Genomic DNA, 16,003 nt, shown 5'->3' with positions numbered 1-16,003 from the left:
TGTTCGAATCACATGGGAAGGGTCCGGCGCGACGAATCCGATGTGTTTCCAGTGTGATTCGTGGGATTCGGCAGACTTGTCAGTGGCCGGTGGGATGGTGTTGCGTGGCGGAATGGGAGGTGCGGCGCACGCTCGTGAAATCGTCCGGCGTTCCTGGAATGAAGGGCGCCGGATGACCAGCTTCCTCGATGTACTCGAACACCGACCCGTCCGGGTGTCGCGCGATCAACCGGCGACCGTTGGGGCCGGCTGTCGGGCCCTCGATGATCGCACCGTCGTAGGAGGCGAGATCGCGGATGACCGGCGCGAGAGAGTGCACCAGAACAGTGGCGGTCCGATCGCCGTAAACCGAAGCGTCGCCGGCGAGCAGCAGGAAGTTGCCGACCCACGCCAGCTCGACGTCCTGAAACGAGAACCGTTGTGCCGCAACGCCGGTCAGCGATGTGTAGAAGTCGACCGCGCCGTCCAGATCATCGACGAACACTCGGGCGAGCACGCCGACCACGTTGCTGCCGCTCACGCCGTCCCTCGCAGGTCGAGCGTCATGAAGGTGCTATGCACATCCACCGTGTATGACGCAAACGGCTCGCACTCGGCGAACCCGCGCCGGCGATAGAGCGCCCGGGCCGGGGCGAAGTAGTCCGCGCTGCCGGTCTCCAGGGACACCCGCGTCACCTCTCGCGAGCGAGCGTCGCTCAGGGCGTGATCGAGCAGTAGTGCACCGATCCCTCGCCCGCGCCGGGCGGGGTCGGTGCGCATGCTCTTCAGCTCCTCGTGTCCGGTGTCAACCGGAGCGAGAGCGACTGTGCCGACAAGAGATTCACCGTCATACGCGGTCCAGAGCCGCACGCCCGGGGCGCGCAGTGCGTCGATGTCGAGGGCGTGCCGGCTCTCCGGTGGCGAGGTGGGTGCCAGCTCGGCGAGGTGCGCGCTCAGGAACCCCACGAGCTGCGGGTCGGCGAAGTCAGCTCGCCGAACCGTCGCCATCGTCCAGTTTCGACGCGGCATCCGCGTCAACCCACCAGATCGTCGAATCCGTGCCGTGCACACCGCTCGCCGGCACATCCCACCGGTCCGCGCCGGGCGCCAGGGCGGCGGCCACGGCATCGGCCTTCTCGGCGCCGGCGACCATCAGCCACACCTGGCGGCTGCGGTTGAGGGCCTCGAAGGTGAGCGACACCCGATCCGGCGGCGGCTTGGGGGAGTCGTGCACGGCGACCGCGATGGCGCCCTCGGTTCGCTGTGCCGGATGATGCGGGAAGAGGGACGCGACGTGCCCGTCCGGCCCGACGCCCAGCATCACGACATCGAACATCCCGTCACCCTCGGTGCCCCGGATCGTCTCGGCGTACTCGCGCGCGCTGGTCTCGGCGTCGGGCGCCTGGTCGGAGGAGGCCACCCGGTGCACGTTCTCCGGGGGCACCGGCAGCGCGTCGAGCGCGGCCTTGTCCGCCTCGACGTCATTGCGGTCGGCCGAGCCCGACGGCACGAATCGCTCGTCGCCCCAATAGAAGTGGACCTTCGACCAGTCGATGCCGGACGCCGACGGCAGATCCTGGAGCGACAGGCCACCCATCGAACCACCCGTGAGTACGACGTGCGCGACGCCGCGATCACGTTGTGCCGCAACGATTTCCGACACCAGCGCCGACGCGATCGCCGCGCCGAGCTCATCCTTGGTCGCGCGCCGCTCGACGGTCATCGGGTCGCCTTCTTGGCTGCGCCCTTCGACGCGGCCTTCTTGCCGGTCACCTTTGTGGCGGTCGCCTTCTTGCTGGCTGACTTCGAAGCCGGCGCCTTCGCGGCCGCCTTCCCCGCCGCGGCCTTCCGGGTCGCGGCCGCCTTCCGCGTCGCCGCAGCCTTCGCAGCCGTCTTCTTCGCCTTCCGGCGACGCGACTCGGCCGGGGCCCCCTTCGGCAGCGGCATCTCCTCGAGCTGCTTCACCGTCAGATCCGGGCCGTCCGTGGTCCGCTTGCGGGCGGCGCGGGCCGCCTTCTGCGGCGACGGTGCATCGCCGGAGGCGACCGCTTTGCTGGCTGTCACGCTGACGTTGGACACCATCGGCAGACCGCGCACCAGCGCATCGCGGTAGAGATCGTCCTCGCCGAGCCGGCCGAGCTCCTCGGCCAACGACTCCGCCGTGCCGGGACGCGTCAGGTCCAGCCGCCGGATCGGCTGTCCCGGCTGGCTGAGCGTCGCCGTACGGCGATCCGGCCGCACCAGGTCGATCGGCCCGGAGGCGCGCTCCATGCGCACGCTGACCAGACCGGTGCCAGGACGCGAACGCGCCCGCCGCACAGGGCATTTCAGGCGTACGGCGAGCCACCCGGCAACCAGATCGCTGCTCGCCGAGTCGGATGCCCCGGTCACCGTCACCGAGGTGACCGGCTCGTAGGGCGGCAGGTCGAGAGCCGTCGCGAGCAGCCCGCGCCACCGCGTGCTGCGCGACCAGGCCATGTCGGTGTCGCCCGGTGCGTAGTCGGCACGCCTGCGCTGCAACGCTTTTCGCGGATCCTTCGCGAGCGACGCATCGGTGATGCGCCGGCTCGCGAGCTTGCCGATGGGGGAGGACGCCACGTCGTTCGCGGCGCCGGGCCACCAGGCGACCACGGGCGTGTCCGCCGCCAGCAGCGGCGTCACCACACTCGCGCCGTGCTTCGACAACTCCCCGTGCAGGCGGAGTATGACGATCTCGCTCACGCCCGCCTCGCCGCCGACGCGGACCTGGGCGTCCATCCGGCTCTTGCCGCGCGGGTTGCCGGTGACCACCGCGATGATCCGGCTGGGGTGCTGACGGCTGGCGTGGGTCGCGGCCTCGAGCGCGTCGTCCGCGCCCTCCTCGTCGGTGACGATGATCAGCGTCATCACCCGGCCGAGGGCGACCGCACCGCTCTCGTCGCGCAACCGGACGAGCTGCTTGCTGACGTCCTTGGTCGTGGTGCTGGGAAGATCCACAATCACGGCAGTCGCCATTCCCTTCCGTCGCGTTCCATCAGCCGGTCGGCGCTGGCCGGACCCCAGGTGCCGGCCTCGTAACCCTCCGGCTTGCCCTTGCGTGCCCAGTAGCGCTCCACCGGGTCGAGGATCTGCCAGGACAGTTCGACCTCTTCGTGGCGCGGGAAGAGCGGCGGGTCGCCGAGCAGCACGTCGAGGATGAGCCGCTCGTACGCCTCAGGACTCGACTCATTGAAGGCGGTGCCGTAGCCGAAGTCCATCGTCACGTCGCGCACCTCCATCGAGGCCCCGGGCACCTTCGACCCGAACCGGATGGTGGTGCCCTCGTCGGGCTGGACCCGGATCACGATCGCGTTCTGCCCGAGCTCCTCGGTCGCGGTGTCGGTGAACGGCAACGCAGGGGCCCGCTTGAAGATCACCGCGATCTCGGTGACCCGCTTGCCGAGCCGCTTCCCGGTGCGCAGGTAGAACGGCACGCCCGCCCACCGGCGGTTGTGCACGTCGAGCTTCAGCGCGGCATACGTCTCGGTCGTCGACTTGGGGTCGATGCCGTCTTCCTGCAGGTAGCCCTTGACCTTCTCGCTGCCCTGCCAGCCGGCGGTGTACTGCCCGCGAGCGGTCGCCGTCGACAGGTCCTTCGGCAGCCGGACCGCCGACAGCACCTTCTCTTTCTCGGCCCGAAGCTCGTCTGCCGAAAAGGAATTCGGCTGCTCCATGGCAGTCAGCGCGAGCAGCTGCAGCAGGTGGTTCTGTATGACGTCGCGCGCCGCGCCGATGCCGTCGTAGTAGCCGGCGCGGCCCGCGATGCCGATGTCCTCGGCCATCCTGATCTGCACGTGGTCGACGTAGTTGGCATTCCAGACCGGGTCGAACAACTGGTTGGCGAAGCGCAGCGCCAGCAGGTTCTGGACGGTCTCCTTGCCGAGGTAGTGGTCGATGCGGAAGACCGCGTCGGCGGGGAAGACCCGCTCGACGGTCTTGTTGAGCTCCCGCGCGCTGGCCAGGTCGTGACCGAACGGCTTCTCGATGACCACCCGCTTCCAGGACCCCGGCCGCGGTGTCGACAGGCCGGAGCGCTCCAGCTGGGAGGTCACGGTGGAGAAGGCGCTGGGCGGGATCGACAGGTAGAACGCGGTGTTGCCACCGGTGCCGCGCTGCTCGTCGAGCTCCTGCAACTGCCGCGCCAGCTCGTCGAACGCCTCGTCGTCGTCGAACGAACCGTGCACGAAGCGCAGCCCCTCCTCGAGGCCCCGCCACACCTCCTCCCGGAAGGGAGTGCGCGCGCCGGCGCGCACGGCGTCATACACGATCTTGGTGAAGTCCTGGTCGTCCCAGTCACGCCGGGCGAAACCGACGAGTGAGAAGCCCGGCGGGAGCAGCCCGCGGTTGGACAGGTCGTAGATGGCGGGGAGCAACTTCTTGCGGGCCAGGTCGCCGGTGACGCCGAACATCACCAGAGCGCAGGGTCCCGCGATCTGCGGGAGCCGACGGTCGTCGGCGTCCCGCAGCGGGTTGTTGCCCCTCGCTACGCGAGCGGGGCTCATGAACCGGTTACCTCCGCAATGGCTTGCTGCAGTTGGGCGATGCCTGCGTCGTGGTCGGTCAGGTGCAGCCGCAGCACCGGCCGGCCGTGGTCGGCGAGCACCTTGGCGTCACCGCCGGCCTGCGAGGCGATGAAGTCGCCGAAGGTGAACTCCCGGCCCGGGATCGACAGGTCCTCGGCCGGCGCCGTGGTGATCTGCAGGTAGATGCCGTCCGCCGGACCGCCCTTGTGGTACTGCCCGGTCGAGTGCAGGAAGCGCGGGCCGAAGCCGAAGGTGACCGGCCGATTCAGCTTGCGCGCCAACGGAATCCGCACGTCGGCGAGCGACTGGTCGGCGATGCGGTCGACATAGGCCATCACCGCGAGGTAGCCACTGGCCGGCAGCTGCGCGAGCAGCGCCTTGAGGGCCTCCGGCACGGTCGACGCGCCGTCGAGAAAGTCGGGTCCGGCCGTGCGCACCTCGACCGCACCGTCGGTGAACGCCGGGGCGTCGGCCGAGCCGGTGCCCTTGCCGAGCAGCTCGCGAGCCGCCGCCTTGGCGCTCTCCACGTCGGGCTGGTCGAACGGGTTGATGCCGATCAACCGGCCGGCCGCGGCGACCGCGGCCTCCCACAGCAGGAACGCGGCGCCGAGGGTGCCGCCCACGTCGACGGTCGCGATGCCCTGCGGCTGCGAGTCGTCGTCGGTGGCGACCAGGCGCACCCAGAGCTCGTCGTCGAGCTGGTCGCCGGTGGGGGAGTCGCCGACGACGACCGGGAGCAGGCCCTTGCCGTCCTTGCCGGTGCTCTCGGCGATCAGCTGCTCGGCCCAGTCACCGAAGCCGACGGCCTTGGTGCCGGCGTCGATCAGCACGACCTTGTCGCGCAGCGGCTTGGTGCCGCCGAGCGCAGCGCCGAGCTGCAGCCCCGGGTTGCCCTCGTCATCGGCGGCGAGGATCGGCGTCGCAGCCGCGGCCTCGTCGAGCAGTTGCCCGACGTCGGCGCCGGCCAGGCCGCTCGGCACCAGGCCGAAGGCGGTCAGCGCCGAATAGCGGCCACCGACCGCGGGGTCGGCGTTGATGACGGTGTAGCCGGCCCCCCGGGACTCCTTGTCGAGCGGGCTGCCGGGGTCGGTCACGACCACGATGCGCTCGGCCGGGTCGATGCCGGCGTCCTTGAACGCGGCTTCGTACGCCCGGCGCTGCGAGTCGGTCTCGACCGTCGAACCCGACTTGGAGGAGACCACCACGACCGTCTGCTCGAGCCGGTCGTCGAGCGCGGCGCGCACCATGTCGGGCTGCGAGGAGTCCAGCACGGTGATCGGCACCCCGGCGGTCGCGCAGATCACCTCGGGCGCGAGCGACGAGCCGCCCATGCCGCAGAGCACGACGTGGTCGACGCCCTTGTCGGTGAGTTTGCTGCGCAGCGAGGCGATTTCGTCGAGCAACGGACGCGACGACGACGCGAGGCCGACCCAGGAGAGCCGCTTGCTCGACTCGTCCTCCGCGGCCGGGCCCCAGAGCGTCGGGTCCTGCGCGAAGAGCTTGCTGGCGAACTTGTCCGACACCAGTCCGGGCACGTTGGTCGCGATCGCGTCGGCCGCCGAGCCGACCGCGCTGACGGTGAGCTCTGCCTGCGACTCTTCGCTCACTTCTCAGCCGCCTTCTTCAGCTCCGAGTCGACCGAGCCGAGCAGCTCCGCCCAGGACTTGTCGAACTTGTCGACACCCTCGTTCTCGAGCACCTCGACCACGTCGGCGTAGCTCACCCCGAGCTTCTCCAGGTCGTCGAGCACCTTCGCCGCGTCGGCGTAGTGGCCGGTCACCTGGTCGCCCTTGACGGCGCCGTGGTCGGCGACCGCGTCGAGGGTCTTGGGCGGCATGGTGTTGACGGTGTCCTTGACCGCGAGGTCCACGACATACAACGTGTCCGGGTATGCCGGGTCCTTCACGCCGGTCGAGGCCCACAGCGGACGCTGCACGTGCGCACCGTCGTCGGCGAGCGTCTGCCAGCGCGGGGTCGAGAAGACCTCCTCGAACGCCTGGTAGGCCAGCCGCGCATTGGCGACCCCCGCCTTGCCCTTGAGCGCCTTGGCCTCCTCCGAGCCGATCTCGTCCAGCCGCTTGTCGATCTCGGTGTCGACCCGCGACACGAAGAACGAGGCCACCGACCGGATCTTGCTCAGGTCGTGGCCGTTCTCCTTGGCCTGCTCCAGACCGGTGAGGTAGGCGTTCATGACCTCGCGGTAGCGCTCCAGCGAGAAGATCAGCGTCACGTTGACGCTGATGCCCGCGGCGAGTGTCTTGACGATCGCCGGGATACCCTCCAGCGTCGCGGGGATCTTGATCATCGTGTTCGGCTGGTCGACCTTGGCCCACAGCTTCTCGGCCATCTCGGCGGTCGCGTCGGCGTCGCGCGCGATCCCCGGGTCAACCTCGATCGACACCCGGCCGTCCTGGCCGTCGGTGGCGTCGTAGACCGGCTTCAGCAGCTCCGCGGCGTTGTGCACGTCCTGGGTGGTGATCTCGAAGACCGCCTCGTCGACGGTCGCACCCTTGGCGGCCAGCTGCGCCACCTGCTCGTTGTATGCCGAACCGTCCGACAGCGCGGTCGCGAAGATCGTCGGGTTGGTCGTCACCCCGACGACGTTCTTGTCGTCGACCAGCTTCTGCAGGTCGCCGCCGTTGATCAGCGGGCGGCTGAGGTCGTCCAGCCAGATGGAGACGCCGAGGTCACTCAGTGCCTGTGTGTTGTCGTTGCTCATCACGTGCCTCCTAGAAGATTGCAGAGATTGAAGTCAGCGGGTGGCGGCCTGGATGGACTCCTCGGCTGCGGAGACCACGTGCTCCGGCGTGAAGCCGAACTTCTCCATCAGCACCGAGCCGGCCGCGCTGGCACCGAAGTGGTCGATCGACACCGTGCGGCCCGCGTCGCCGATCAGGTCGCGCCAGCCGAAGGGGCTGGCGGCCTCGACGCTCACGCGTGCCTTGACGGCGGCCGGCAGCACTTCCTCGCGGTAGGCGTCGTCCTGCTGCTCGAACCACTCACGGCACGGCATGGACACCACACGAGCCTTAACACCCTTGTCCGCCAAAGCCTTCCGGCCTTCGAGCGCGAGGCTCACCTCGGAGCCGGATGCGATCAGGATCACGTCGGGCGTGCCGTCGGTGTCGGCCAGCACGTAGGCGCCGCGGGCCACGCCGTCGGCCGACGCGAACTCCTTGCGGTCCACAATCGGCAGCGCCTGCCGGGACAGGATCAGCCCGGACGGGTTGTCGAAGTGCTCCAGGATCGTCTTCCACGCGACCGACGTCTCGTTGGCGTCCGCCGGGCGCACCACTGCCAGGCCCGGTATGGCGCGCAGCGCCGCGAGGTGCTCGATCGGCTGATGGGTCGGGCCGTCCTCGCCGAGGCCGATCGAGTCGTGCGTCCACACGAAGGTGACCGGCAGCTGCTGGATCGCGGCCAGCCGCACCGCCGGGCGCATGTAGTCGGAGAACACCAGGAAGGTGCCGCCGTAGGGCCGGGTCAGGCCCTCGAGCGCGATGCCGTTGAGCGCCATACCCATGGCGTTCTCGCGGATGCCGAAGTGCAGGGTGCGGCCGTAGGGGCCGCCCTTCCACTCGTTGGTCTGGCGGTCCTCGGGCAGGAAGCTCGGCTCGCCCTCCATCGTGGTGTTGTTGGACTCGGCGAGGTCGGCCGAGCCGCCCCACAGCTCCGGCAGCACCGGTGCCAGCGCGGTGAGGATCTTGCCCGACGCCGCACGGGTGGCGATGCCCTTCGGGTCCGGCTCCCAGGTCGGGAAGGCGCTGTCGAAGTCGTCGGGGAGCTTGTGCGCGAGCAACCGGTCGAGCAGCTTGGCGCCCTCCGGGTTGCTCTCGCGCCACTTGTCGAAGCCGGCCTGCCACTCCTTGTGCAGCTGCGCGCCGCGGTCCTTGACCTTGCGGACGTGCTGCAGCACCTCGTCGGACACCTCGAAGTTCTTCTCCGGGTCGAAGCCGAGCAGCTTCTTGGTCGCGGCGACCTCCTCGTCGCCGAGGGCGCTGCCGTGTGCCTTGCCGGTGCCCTGCTTGGTGGGGGCCGGCCAGGCGAGGATCGTGCGTAGCGCGATCAGCGACGGCTTGTCGGTGACCTTCTCGGCGGCCTCGATCGCGGCGAGCAGCTCGTCGACGTTCTCGGTGTAGGTCTTGCTGTTGCTGTCGGGTGCGTCGCCGGTGCGCCAGTCGACGGTCTGCACGTGCCAGCCGTAGGCCTCGTAACGCTTGGCGACGTCCTCGCTGAACGACACGTCGGTGTCGTCCTCGATCGAGATCTGGTTCTGGTCGTAGAAGGCGATCAGGTTGCCGAGCTGCTGCTGGCCGGCGAGCGAACCGGCCTCTCCCGACACGCCTTCCATGAGGTCACCGTCGGAGGCGATCACCCAGATGCGGTGGTCGAAGGGGCTGGTGCCGGGCGCGGCGTCCGGGTCGAACAGGCCGCGCTGGCGGCGCTGCGCCATCGCCATACCGACCGAGGAAGCGATGCCCGAGCCGAGCGGGCCGGTGGTGATGTCGACGCCGTCGGTGTGCCGGAACTCCGGGTGGCCCGGCGTCAGCGAGCCCCAGGTGCGCAGGGACTCCAGGTCCTTCAGCTCCAGGCCGTAACCGGAGAAGAACAGTTGGATGTACTGCGTCAGGCTCGAGTGCCCGGCTGACAGCACGAAGCGGTCACGGCCGATCCAGGTCGGGTCGGACGGGTCGATGCGCATGACCTTCTGGTAGAGCAGGTAGGCCAGCGGCGCGAGGCTCATCGCGGTGCCCGGGTGACCGTTGCCGACCTTCTGCACCGCGTCGGCCGCGAGGACACGGACGGTGTCGACCGCGCGCACGTCGGTCGGTGTCCAGCCGGCATTGGTGGCGATCGGCTCGGACAGGGACGCGTCGCGTCCCGTGGTGGTGGCTGAGGTGTCCTGGCTCACGACGGACTGCTCCTTCGAGGGAAGTCGGCGATGATTGACTTTTCGCCACGAGCCTAGACCCGCGGCCGGTGCCCGCGCAGGGTGGTCAATCCCGGATACCCGCCCGCTCGAAGGGGTATTCACGCGAGCTAGACTTGCCGTCGCCGTATGGCGAGACGACCTGCACCACCGCAGCGACGAAAGAGACTGAAGACACGTGACCGCGATCGAGCCGCGCCCGGCCGACGGCCGAGCCGACGCCGAACGCGGCTCTCGCCCAAAGCGCCCGATGGGCGCGGTGATTCGCGACTACGTCTCGCTCACCAAGCCCCGCATCATCGAGCTGCTGCTGGTCACGACGTTCCCGGTGATGTTCCTCGCCGACCGGGGCGTGCCGTCGCTCTGGCTGATCCTCGCCACTCTCGTCGGCGGTTCGCTCTCGGCCGGTTCGGCCAACGCCCTCAACTGCTACCTCGACCGCGACATCGACCGGTTGATGCACCGCACCGAGGGCCGGCCGCTCGCCACCGGCGCGATCAGCCCGCGGGCCGGTCTCACCTTCGGGCTGGTGCTCGGCGTCGTCTCCGTGCTGTGGCTCGGGCTGCTCGTCAACTGGCTGTCGGCGGCGCTCTCCCTGGCCGCGATCGTGCTCTACGTCGGCTTCTACACGCTGCTGCTGAAGCGTCGTACCTCGCAGAACATCGTGTGGGGCGGCGTCGCCGGGTGTATGCCGGCGCTCATCGGCTGGTCGGCGGTCACCAACTCGCTCAGCTGGTCGGCGGTCGTGCTCTTCCTGATCGTCTTCTTCTGGACGCCGCCGCACTACTGGCCGCTGTCGATGCGGTTCCGCGACGACTACGCCAGCGCCGGCGTGCCGATGCTGCCGGTGGTCGCCGAGGACGTCGCCGTCGCCCGCCAGGTCGTCATCTACAGCTGGGTCACCGTGCTCACCACGCTGGTGCTGGTGCCGGTCGCCGGCATGGGCCTGATCTACACCGCGGTCGCGCTCGTCGCCGGCGGCGTGTTCCTGCGCGAGGCGCACACGCTGCTCGCCAAGGCGCGGGCCGGCGCGTCATACGCCGAGCTGAAGCCGATGCGGCTGTTCCACTACTCGATCAGCTATCTGACGCTGGTCTTCGTCGCGGTCGCGATCGACCCGCTGGTGCACCTGACCCTGCACTGATGGGGCACTGGTCGGGCATTCCGTCCGGCGAACCTGCCGGGGACGGTGGACATTTCAGGAAGGCAGGGTAGCCTTCCCTAACGTTCCACATCGTCTCTCGAAGGTCGCCCATGTCACTCGTCGCCGAGATCCTCGCCGGCCGGCAGTTGCCGGCCGTGGAAGCCACCGCCGAAGCCGGGGCGGACGCTGCCTCGCTGGCCGGGTTGCGGGTCGGCGACGAGGCGGTCGTGACCGGGTTCGCCGCGGCCGCGCCCGCGGCCACCACCCGCCGGCTGCACGACCTCGGCTTCGCCCCCGGGGCGCCGGTCGACGTCGTCCGCAAGGCGCCGCTCGGCGACCCGGTCGTCTTCCGGGTGGCCGGCTACGAGATCGCGCTGCGCCGGGAACAGGCGAAGCTGATCCGCGTCGACGCCTGATGGGTCACCACCACGGCGGTGCGGCGGTCAAGGTCGCGAGCGGCACCGCACGGGTCGCGCTCGTCGGCAGCCCCAACTCCGGCAAGACCACCCTCTTCAACGCACTGACCGGTCTGCGCGCCAAGACCGGCAACTACCCGGGCGTCACCGTGGCGCGGTTCGAGGGGACCGTCCGCACCGCCGACGGCGAGCTGGTGCTGGAGGACCTGCCGGGCACCTACAGCCTCGACGCGATCAGCCCGGACGAGCAGATCGTCACCCAGGTGCTCGACGCGGGGGATACCACCGTCGAGACGCCCGACGCCGTGCTGGTGCTGCTCGACGCGACCACGCTGCGCCGCTCCCTCGGGCTGCTGGCCCAGGTGCTGCAGGTCGGCCTGCCGACGACCGTCGTGCTCACCTTCCGCGACGAATTGGCCCGCCGTCAGGGCAGTGTGGACGTCTCCGCGCTGCAGCGCGCACTGGGAGTGCAGGTCGTGCCGGTCGTGGCCGGTGCGCGCGACGACCTCGGTGCCCTGCGCGAGGCCCTCGGCCGCCCGGAGTCCTGGGCGTCGCCGATCGTGCCGCCGCCGGTGGACAGCACCGAGCTGCGCGAATGGGTCGACTCGGTGCTCGACGCGGCCGGTTACCGGCTGCCCGAGGCCGACCGGCGCACCGCCCGCATCGACTCGGTGCTGCTGCACCCGGTGTGGGGGACCGCGGTGTTCTTCGTCACGATGTTCCTCTTCTTCCAGGTCATCTTCACCTTCGCGGCGCCGCTGCAGGATCTGGTGCAGTCGGGCTTCGACTGGCTGGCCGGGCTCACCGCCGAGCACGTGCACGGCATCTTCGGGGCCTTCTTGTCCAACGCCCTGATCGGCGGCGTGGGCAGCGTCCTGGTCTTCCTCCCGCAGATCGTCCTGCTCTTTCTCATGATCTCCGTGCTGGAGGGCAGCGGCTACCTGTCGCGGGCGGCGTTCCTGATGGACCGCATCATGGCGCGCGCCGGGCTGGAGGGCCGGGCCTTCGTGGCGCTGTTGTCGGCGCTCGCCTGCGCCATACCGGGCATCATGGCGACACGATCGCTGCCGTCGGCGCGCGACCGGATCGCCACGATGATGGCGGCGCCGCTCATGACCTGCTCCGCGCGGCTGACCGTCTACGTCCTGCTCGTCGGGCTGCTCGTCGACCCGTCGACCCGCTTCGGGCCGGTCGGCGCGCAGGGCCTGGTGATGTTCTGCCTCTACCTCGGCGGCGCGCTCGCCGCGATGGGCACCGCCTGGCTGTTCAAGAAGTTCACCGGCCGGCACGGACCGGTGCTGCCGTTCTACATGGAGATGCCGAGCTACCGGCTGCCGCGGGCCCGCTCGGTCGCGGTCGCCGTCTGGGACGCCGCCAAGGGCTTCCTGCACAAGGTCGGCCGGATCATCCTGGTGGTGACCGTCGTGCTCTGGCTGCTGCTCAACCTGCCGGCGCGGGGCACGAGCGACTTCCGGGCCGCCGGGATCAACCCCGACGACACCGCGGCCACCTCGTCATACGTGCTGGACCACAGCTTCGCCGCCGACGCCGGCCGGGCCGTCGAGCCGGTCTTCGAGCCGCTCGGTTTCGACTGGCGCGTCAATGTCGGTGTGCTGGCGTCGCTCTCGGCGCGCGAGGTCTTCGTGGCGACGCTCGGTCAGGTCGCGGCCGCCGACAACCCCGACTCGCCCACGACCGCCCTGCAGCAGATGCAGACGTCGGACGGGCACGGGGGAGAGCGCAAACTCTTCGACGCCCCGACGACGGCCGCACTGCTCACCTTCTTCCTCTTCGCGCTGCAGTGCATGTCGACGATCGGGGTGATGCGCCGCGAGACCGGCACCTGGCGCTGGCCGGCGATCGCGTTCGGCTACATGTTCGTGCTCGCCTGGACGATGGCCTTCGTCGTGCACTCGGTCGTCGCGGCGGTCGCCTGATGGTCGCCCTGCACCCGGAGCCGGTCGCCGCCGATCCCAGGTCGGTGCGATGGGTGACCGGCGCCGACGTGACGCCCTTCGTGGGCCCCGTGCAGCACGCCGCGGAGCCTCTGGAGGCGCTGCTGCAGGACGGCACCGTGGAGTCGCTGCGCTGCGAGAGCGACGCCGTGGTCGTCCGCCTCGCCGACGGTCTCGACTGGCGTACGGCGGGAGCCTCGGTCCGGTCGAGCCTGCGTGAGGCCCTGGCCGATCCCCAGCATTGGCAGGCTGATTCGCCGGCTCAATGGGGTGACGACGCGCGCCTCGAAGCGGCCGCCCGCGAGGTGATCGACGGCCCGGCCGGCGACTACGTGCGGTCCCACGGCGGTCGCGTGTGGCTGGTGTCGGCGCGCGACGGTCTGGTCGAGGTCGGCTTCGCCGGCACCTGCTCGCACTGCCCGGCCGCCGGTTTCACCCTGCAGCACCGCATCGCAGCGGCGATCCGCGACCGGCACCCGGGCGACGTCGAGGTGGTCGCGGCCGAAGCCGAGGCGCCGCGGCGTCAGCGGTGGCTGACGCTCGGCCGTCGCTGACCCGTCTGATCGGACTGACCGGACCGACTGGACTGATCGACGCCCTGGGCGGCGGCCGTGTCCGTGACCGGACGCTCGCGCAGGCTGAGCACCGCCCACGTGGTCGCGGTGACCAGCAGGCAGGCGAGGATCATGTGGATCTCAACCAGGCCGGCCGGCACCTCCAGGAAGTACTGCGTGTAACCGACGATCCCCTGGAGCACGATCACCCCGAGCACCAGGGCCCACGCGCGCGGGGCACGGGTGTGGCGGGCCACCAGGAGCGTCGCGATCAGCGTGGCGACGACCAGACCGGTCAGCAGCATCACGGTGTCGGCGTGCAGCCAGGTGACGGTCCGCAGGTCGAACGACAGGCGAGCGGGATTTTCGGCGTCGTCACCGGAGTGCGGGCCCGACCCGGTGACCATCGTGCCGAGGAAGAGCACCACGACGAGCACCACGCCGGTCACCGCGGCCAGCCAGCGAACCTCGCGCGGCACCAACGGTTTCGGCGCGCCGTCGCCCTCCCGCGCACGCCACACCAGCCAGGCGGACGCGGCCACCAGCACCATCGAGGTGAGGAAGTGGGTGGCGACGATCGCCGGGTTGAGACCGGTGCGCACGGAGATGCCGCCGACCACGGCCTGCACCGCGATGCCGAACAACACACCCACCACCGGCGGCCACAGCCCGCGCCGGCCCGAGCCCTTGCGCTGGTCGACGATCACCGCGACGAGCAGGGCGAGCGCCACGATGCTCACCACGCTGGTCAGCGAGCGGTTGCCGAACTCGATGTACTTGTGCCACGACTGCTCCTGCTGCCTGGTCGGCGTGATGGAGCCGGGCACGCACTGCGGCCAGTCGGGACAGCCGAGACCGCTCGCCGTGAGCCGGACGAGGCCGCCGGTCGCGACGATCAGGATTTCGACGAACAGGTTGAGCCAGAACAGCCGGCGCAGCCACACCGCGAAGCCGGTGGTGCGTGCGACCGGGGGCAGGATCCCGCGGGCCGGGGCAGGGGCGTCGGACACTATTTGTCGTCCCATCGGAAGAGCTTGGCGGAGAGAGCGGTGGCGGCCAGCCCCCAGACCAGCAGCACCAGCACCGGCCGCAGCAACGACCCGTCGTGCCCGGTGAGTGCGTCGCGCAGGCCGTCGCCGAGCGCGCCGGACGGCAGCAGCCGCACGACGTCGCCGACGCCGGCCGGCATCTTGGCGGTCGGGTAGAGCAGGCCGCCGACGGCGGCGAAGATCACCCAGAGCAGGTTGGCGACCGCGAGCACCGCCTCGGCACGCAGCGTGCCGGCCAGCAGCAGCGCCACCGCCACCCAGGTCCAGGTGCCGAGCAGCATCAGCAGGGCGCCGACGAGCAGGCCGCCGAGGTGCGGTTGCCAGCTGAAGCAGACTCCGATCACGCTGAGCACGATCGTCTGCAGCGCGACCACGACCAGCACCGCGAGGGCCTTGCCGGCGAGTAGGCCCGACCGGCCGAGGGGAGTGACGCCGAGGAGGCGCAGCACGCCATACCGCCGATCGAAGCCGGTGGCGATCGCCTGGCCGGTGAACGCGGTCGACACCACGGCGAGCGCGAGCACGCTCGGCACGACGATGTCGATGCGGCGGCCGGGGCCGAGGTCGGGGGTGGCGCTGACCGCGAGCCCGACCAGCGCCATCGCCGGCAGGATCAGCGAGACCAGCAGCTGCTCGCCGTTGCCGAGCAGGGTGCGCGTCTCGAAGGCGGCCTGGGCGCGGACGCGGAGCGCAGGGGTGGTCATGTGCTTGCCTTCGGTGAGCGGGTGAGCGCGAAGTAGGTGTCCTCGAGTCCGGCCGCGCCGCCGACCTGGTCGACCGTGCCGTCCGCGACGACCCCGCCCGCGGCGACGATGATCACGTGGTCGGCGAGACGTTGCGCCTCGTCGAAGGAGTGCGTGGTGACCACGACGCAGCAGCCGCGGTCGCGGGTGGCGCGCACCAGGTCCCAGACGTCGAGGCGGGCGTGCGGGTCGAGCCCGGCGCTCGGCTCGTCGAGGAAGACCACGTCGGGCCGGCCGACCAGGGCGGCGGCGAGTGCCACCCGCTGCCGTTGCCCGCCCGACAGTCTTCGCAACGACGTATGACGAAACTCCTCGATGCCCAATCGGTCGACGAGAGAGGGCAATTCGTCGGTCGTGCCATAGAGGGCCGCGACGTGCTGCAACAGGCGCATCGGTTTCACGGAGCCGGGCAGGCCGCCGTCCTGCAGCATGACCCCGACGCGGCGGCGGTGCGCGGCGTCGGCGTCCCAGGGGTTCACGCCGAGCACCCGGACGGTGCCGGAGTCAGGCCGGCGCAGCCCCTCGGCCATCTCCATCACGGTCGTCTTACCGGCGCCGTTGGGCCCCAGCACGCAGGTGATGGCGGCGTCGGGGGCCGACCACGTCATCGCGTCGAGCGCGATGCGGTTGCCGTAGCGGTGGGTCACGCCGTCAACGACGACAGGCGGGACCGCGGCTTTCACGAAGGGAAA

At 70.4% G+C, this 16,003-nt stretch carries 15 protein-coding genes; 4 read left to right on the top strand and 11 right to left on the bottom strand.

Going from position 1 to position 16,003, the window contains the following annotated elements:
* Positions 1 to 79: 79 nt before the first annotated feature.
* The 8 genes from HJ588_RS17770 to tkt are packed head-to-tail and all read right to left on the bottom strand — an operon-like array spanning position 80 to position 9,432.
* Entirely contained in the window at positions 80 to 520 is a 441-nt protein-coding gene (locus tag HJ588_RS17770; RefSeq protein ID WP_212756128.1) for a VOC family protein, read from the bottom strand.
* Positions 517 to 987 (bottom strand): GNAT family N-acetyltransferase, encoded by a 471-nt coding sequence (locus HJ588_RS17765; protein ID WP_171158132.1) that lies wholly within the window; start codon positions 985 to 987, stop codon positions 517 to 519. Before HJ588_RS17765 ends, HJ588_RS17770 begins: the two co-directional genes overlap by 4 nt.
* Entirely contained in the window at positions 965 to 1,702 is a 738-nt protein-coding gene (gene pgl / locus HJ588_RS17760) for a 6-phosphogluconolactonase (protein ID WP_171158129.1), read from the bottom strand. Before pgl ends, HJ588_RS17765 begins: the two co-directional genes overlap by 23 nt.
* Positions 1,699 to 2,961 carry a glucose-6-phosphate dehydrogenase assembly protein OpcA gene (locus HJ588_RS17755; protein WP_171158126.1) on the bottom strand — a complete coding sequence of 421 codons (1,263 nt, stop codon included), beginning with the start codon at positions 2,959 to 2,961 and terminating at the stop codon, positions 1,699 to 1,701. Before HJ588_RS17755 ends, pgl begins: the two co-directional genes overlap by 4 nt.
* On the bottom strand, positions 2,958 to 4,499 hold the full coding sequence (gene zwf / locus HJ588_RS17750; protein WP_171158124.1) for a glucose-6-phosphate dehydrogenase: 1,542 nt from the start codon (positions 4,497 to 4,499) through the stop codon (positions 2,958 to 2,960). Before zwf ends, HJ588_RS17755 begins: the two co-directional genes overlap by 4 nt.
* Positions 4,496 to 6,127 carry a glucose-6-phosphate isomerase gene (locus tag HJ588_RS17745; protein ID WP_171158122.1) on the bottom strand — a complete coding sequence of 544 codons (1,632 nt, stop codon included), beginning with the start codon at positions 6,125 to 6,127 and terminating at the stop codon, positions 4,496 to 4,498. The genes zwf and HJ588_RS17745 overlap by 4 nt, the downstream gene beginning before the upstream one ends.
* Entirely contained in the window at positions 6,124 to 7,239 is a 1,116-nt protein-coding gene (gene tal, locus HJ588_RS17740) for a transaldolase (RefSeq protein ID WP_171158120.1), read from the bottom strand. Before tal ends, HJ588_RS17745 begins: the two co-directional genes overlap by 4 nt.
* Positions 7,240 to 7,272: 33 nt before the next feature.
* On the bottom strand, positions 7,273 to 9,432 hold the full coding sequence (tkt, locus tag HJ588_RS17735; protein WP_171158118.1) for a transketolase: 2,160 nt from the start codon (positions 9,430 to 9,432) through the stop codon (positions 7,273 to 7,275).
* A 268-nt stretch (positions 9,433 to 9,700) separates the two neighbouring features.
* On the opposite strand from tkt, the gene HJ588_RS17730 reads away from it, so the two are divergent.
* The 4 genes from HJ588_RS17730 (at position 9,701) to HJ588_RS17715 (ending at position 13,519) form a co-directional block, all read left to right on the top strand.
* Complete coding sequence (locus tag HJ588_RS17730; RefSeq protein ID WP_171158593.1) at positions 9,701 to 10,594, top strand: heme o synthase; 894 nt, start codon at positions 9,701 to 9,703, stop codon at positions 10,592 to 10,594.
* A gap of 110 nt (positions 10,595 to 10,704) precedes the next feature.
* Positions 10,705 to 11,010: a FeoA family protein gene (locus tag HJ588_RS17725; protein ID WP_171158116.1), complete on the top strand. Its 306-nt coding sequence runs from the start codon at positions 10,705 to 10,707 to the stop codon at positions 11,008 to 11,010.
* Positions 11,010 to 12,947 (top strand): ferrous iron transporter B, encoded by a 1,938-nt coding sequence (gene feoB / locus HJ588_RS17720; protein WP_171158114.1) that lies wholly within the window; start codon positions 11,010 to 11,012, stop codon positions 12,945 to 12,947. The genes HJ588_RS17725 and feoB overlap by 1 nt, the downstream gene beginning before the upstream one ends.
* Positions 12,947 to 13,519 (top strand): NifU family protein, encoded by a 573-nt coding sequence (locus tag HJ588_RS17715; protein WP_171158111.1) that lies wholly within the window; start codon positions 12,947 to 12,949, stop codon positions 13,517 to 13,519. The genes feoB and HJ588_RS17715 overlap by 1 nt, the downstream gene beginning before the upstream one ends.
* Here HJ588_RS17715 and HJ588_RS17710 read toward each other — a convergent pair.
* From HJ588_RS17710 to HJ588_RS17700, 3 genes are read right to left on the bottom strand one after another with little or no spacing between them, the layout of a single operon-like run.
* Positions 13,489 to 14,544, bottom strand: coding sequence for a COX15/CtaA family protein (locus tag HJ588_RS17710; protein WP_171158109.1), 1,056 nt, complete (start codon positions 14,542 to 14,544; stop codon positions 13,489 to 13,491). The genes HJ588_RS17715 and HJ588_RS17710 overlap by 31 nt on opposite strands.
* On the bottom strand, positions 14,529 to 15,272 hold the full coding sequence (locus tag HJ588_RS17705; protein WP_171158107.1) for an ABC transporter permease: 744 nt from the start codon (positions 15,270 to 15,272) through the stop codon (positions 14,529 to 14,531). The genes HJ588_RS17710 and HJ588_RS17705 overlap by 16 nt, the downstream gene beginning before the upstream one ends.
* On the bottom strand, positions 15,269 to 15,994 hold the full coding sequence (locus HJ588_RS17700) for an ABC transporter ATP-binding protein (protein WP_425483563.1): 726 nt from the start codon (positions 15,992 to 15,994) through the stop codon (positions 15,269 to 15,271). The genes HJ588_RS17705 and HJ588_RS17700 overlap by 4 nt, the downstream gene beginning before the upstream one ends.
* Between the last annotated feature and the right edge of the window lie 9 nt (positions 15,995 to 16,003).

Origin of the sequence: Flexivirga aerilata, assembly GCF_013002715.1 — a bacterium.
Taxonomy (GTDB): Bacteria; Actinomycetota; Actinomycetes; order Actinomycetales; family Dermatophilaceae; genus Flexivirga; species Flexivirga aerilata.
Note: the sequence above shows the minus strand (reverse complement) of the source record. Positions and strands in the feature narration are given on the sequence as shown.

Bases quoted from the DNA above. Each gene is read 5' to 3' on its own strand.
- feoB (WP_171158114.1), top strand. From the start codon at position 11,010: ATGGGTCACCACCACGGCGGTGCGGCGGTCAAGGTCGCGAGCGGCACC.
- HJ588_RS17765 (WP_171158132.1), bottom strand. From the start codon at position 987: ATGGCGACGGTTCGGCGAGCTGACTTCGCCGACCCGCAGCTCGTGGGG.
- tal (WP_171158120.1), bottom strand. From the start codon at position 7,239: ATGAGCAACGACAACACACAGGCACTGAGTGACCTCGGCGTCTCCATC.
- HJ588_RS17715 (WP_171158111.1), top strand. From the start codon at position 12,947: ATGGTCGCCCTGCACCCGGAGCCGGTCGCCGCCGATCCCAGGTCGGTG.
- HJ588_RS17705 (WP_171158107.1), bottom strand. From the start codon at position 15,272: ATGACCACCCCTGCGCTCCGCGTCCGCGCCCAGGCCGCCTTCGAGACG.
- HJ588_RS17730 (WP_171158593.1), top strand. From the start codon at position 9,701: ATGGGCGCGGTGATTCGCGACTACGTCTCGCTCACCAAGCCCCGCATC.
- HJ588_RS17725 (WP_171158116.1), top strand. From the start codon at position 10,705: ATGTCACTCGTCGCCGAGATCCTCGCCGGCCGGCAGTTGCCGGCCGTG.
- zwf (WP_171158124.1), bottom strand. From the start codon at position 4,499: ATGAGCCCCGCTCGCGTAGCGAGGGGCAACAACCCGCTGCGGGACGCC.
- HJ588_RS17710 (WP_171158109.1), bottom strand. From the start codon at position 14,544: ATGGGACGACAAATAGTGTCCGACGCCCCTGCCCCGGCCCGCGGGATC.
- pgl (WP_171158129.1), bottom strand. From the start codon at position 1,702: ATGACCGTCGAGCGGCGCGCGACCAAGGATGAGCTCGGCGCGGCGATC.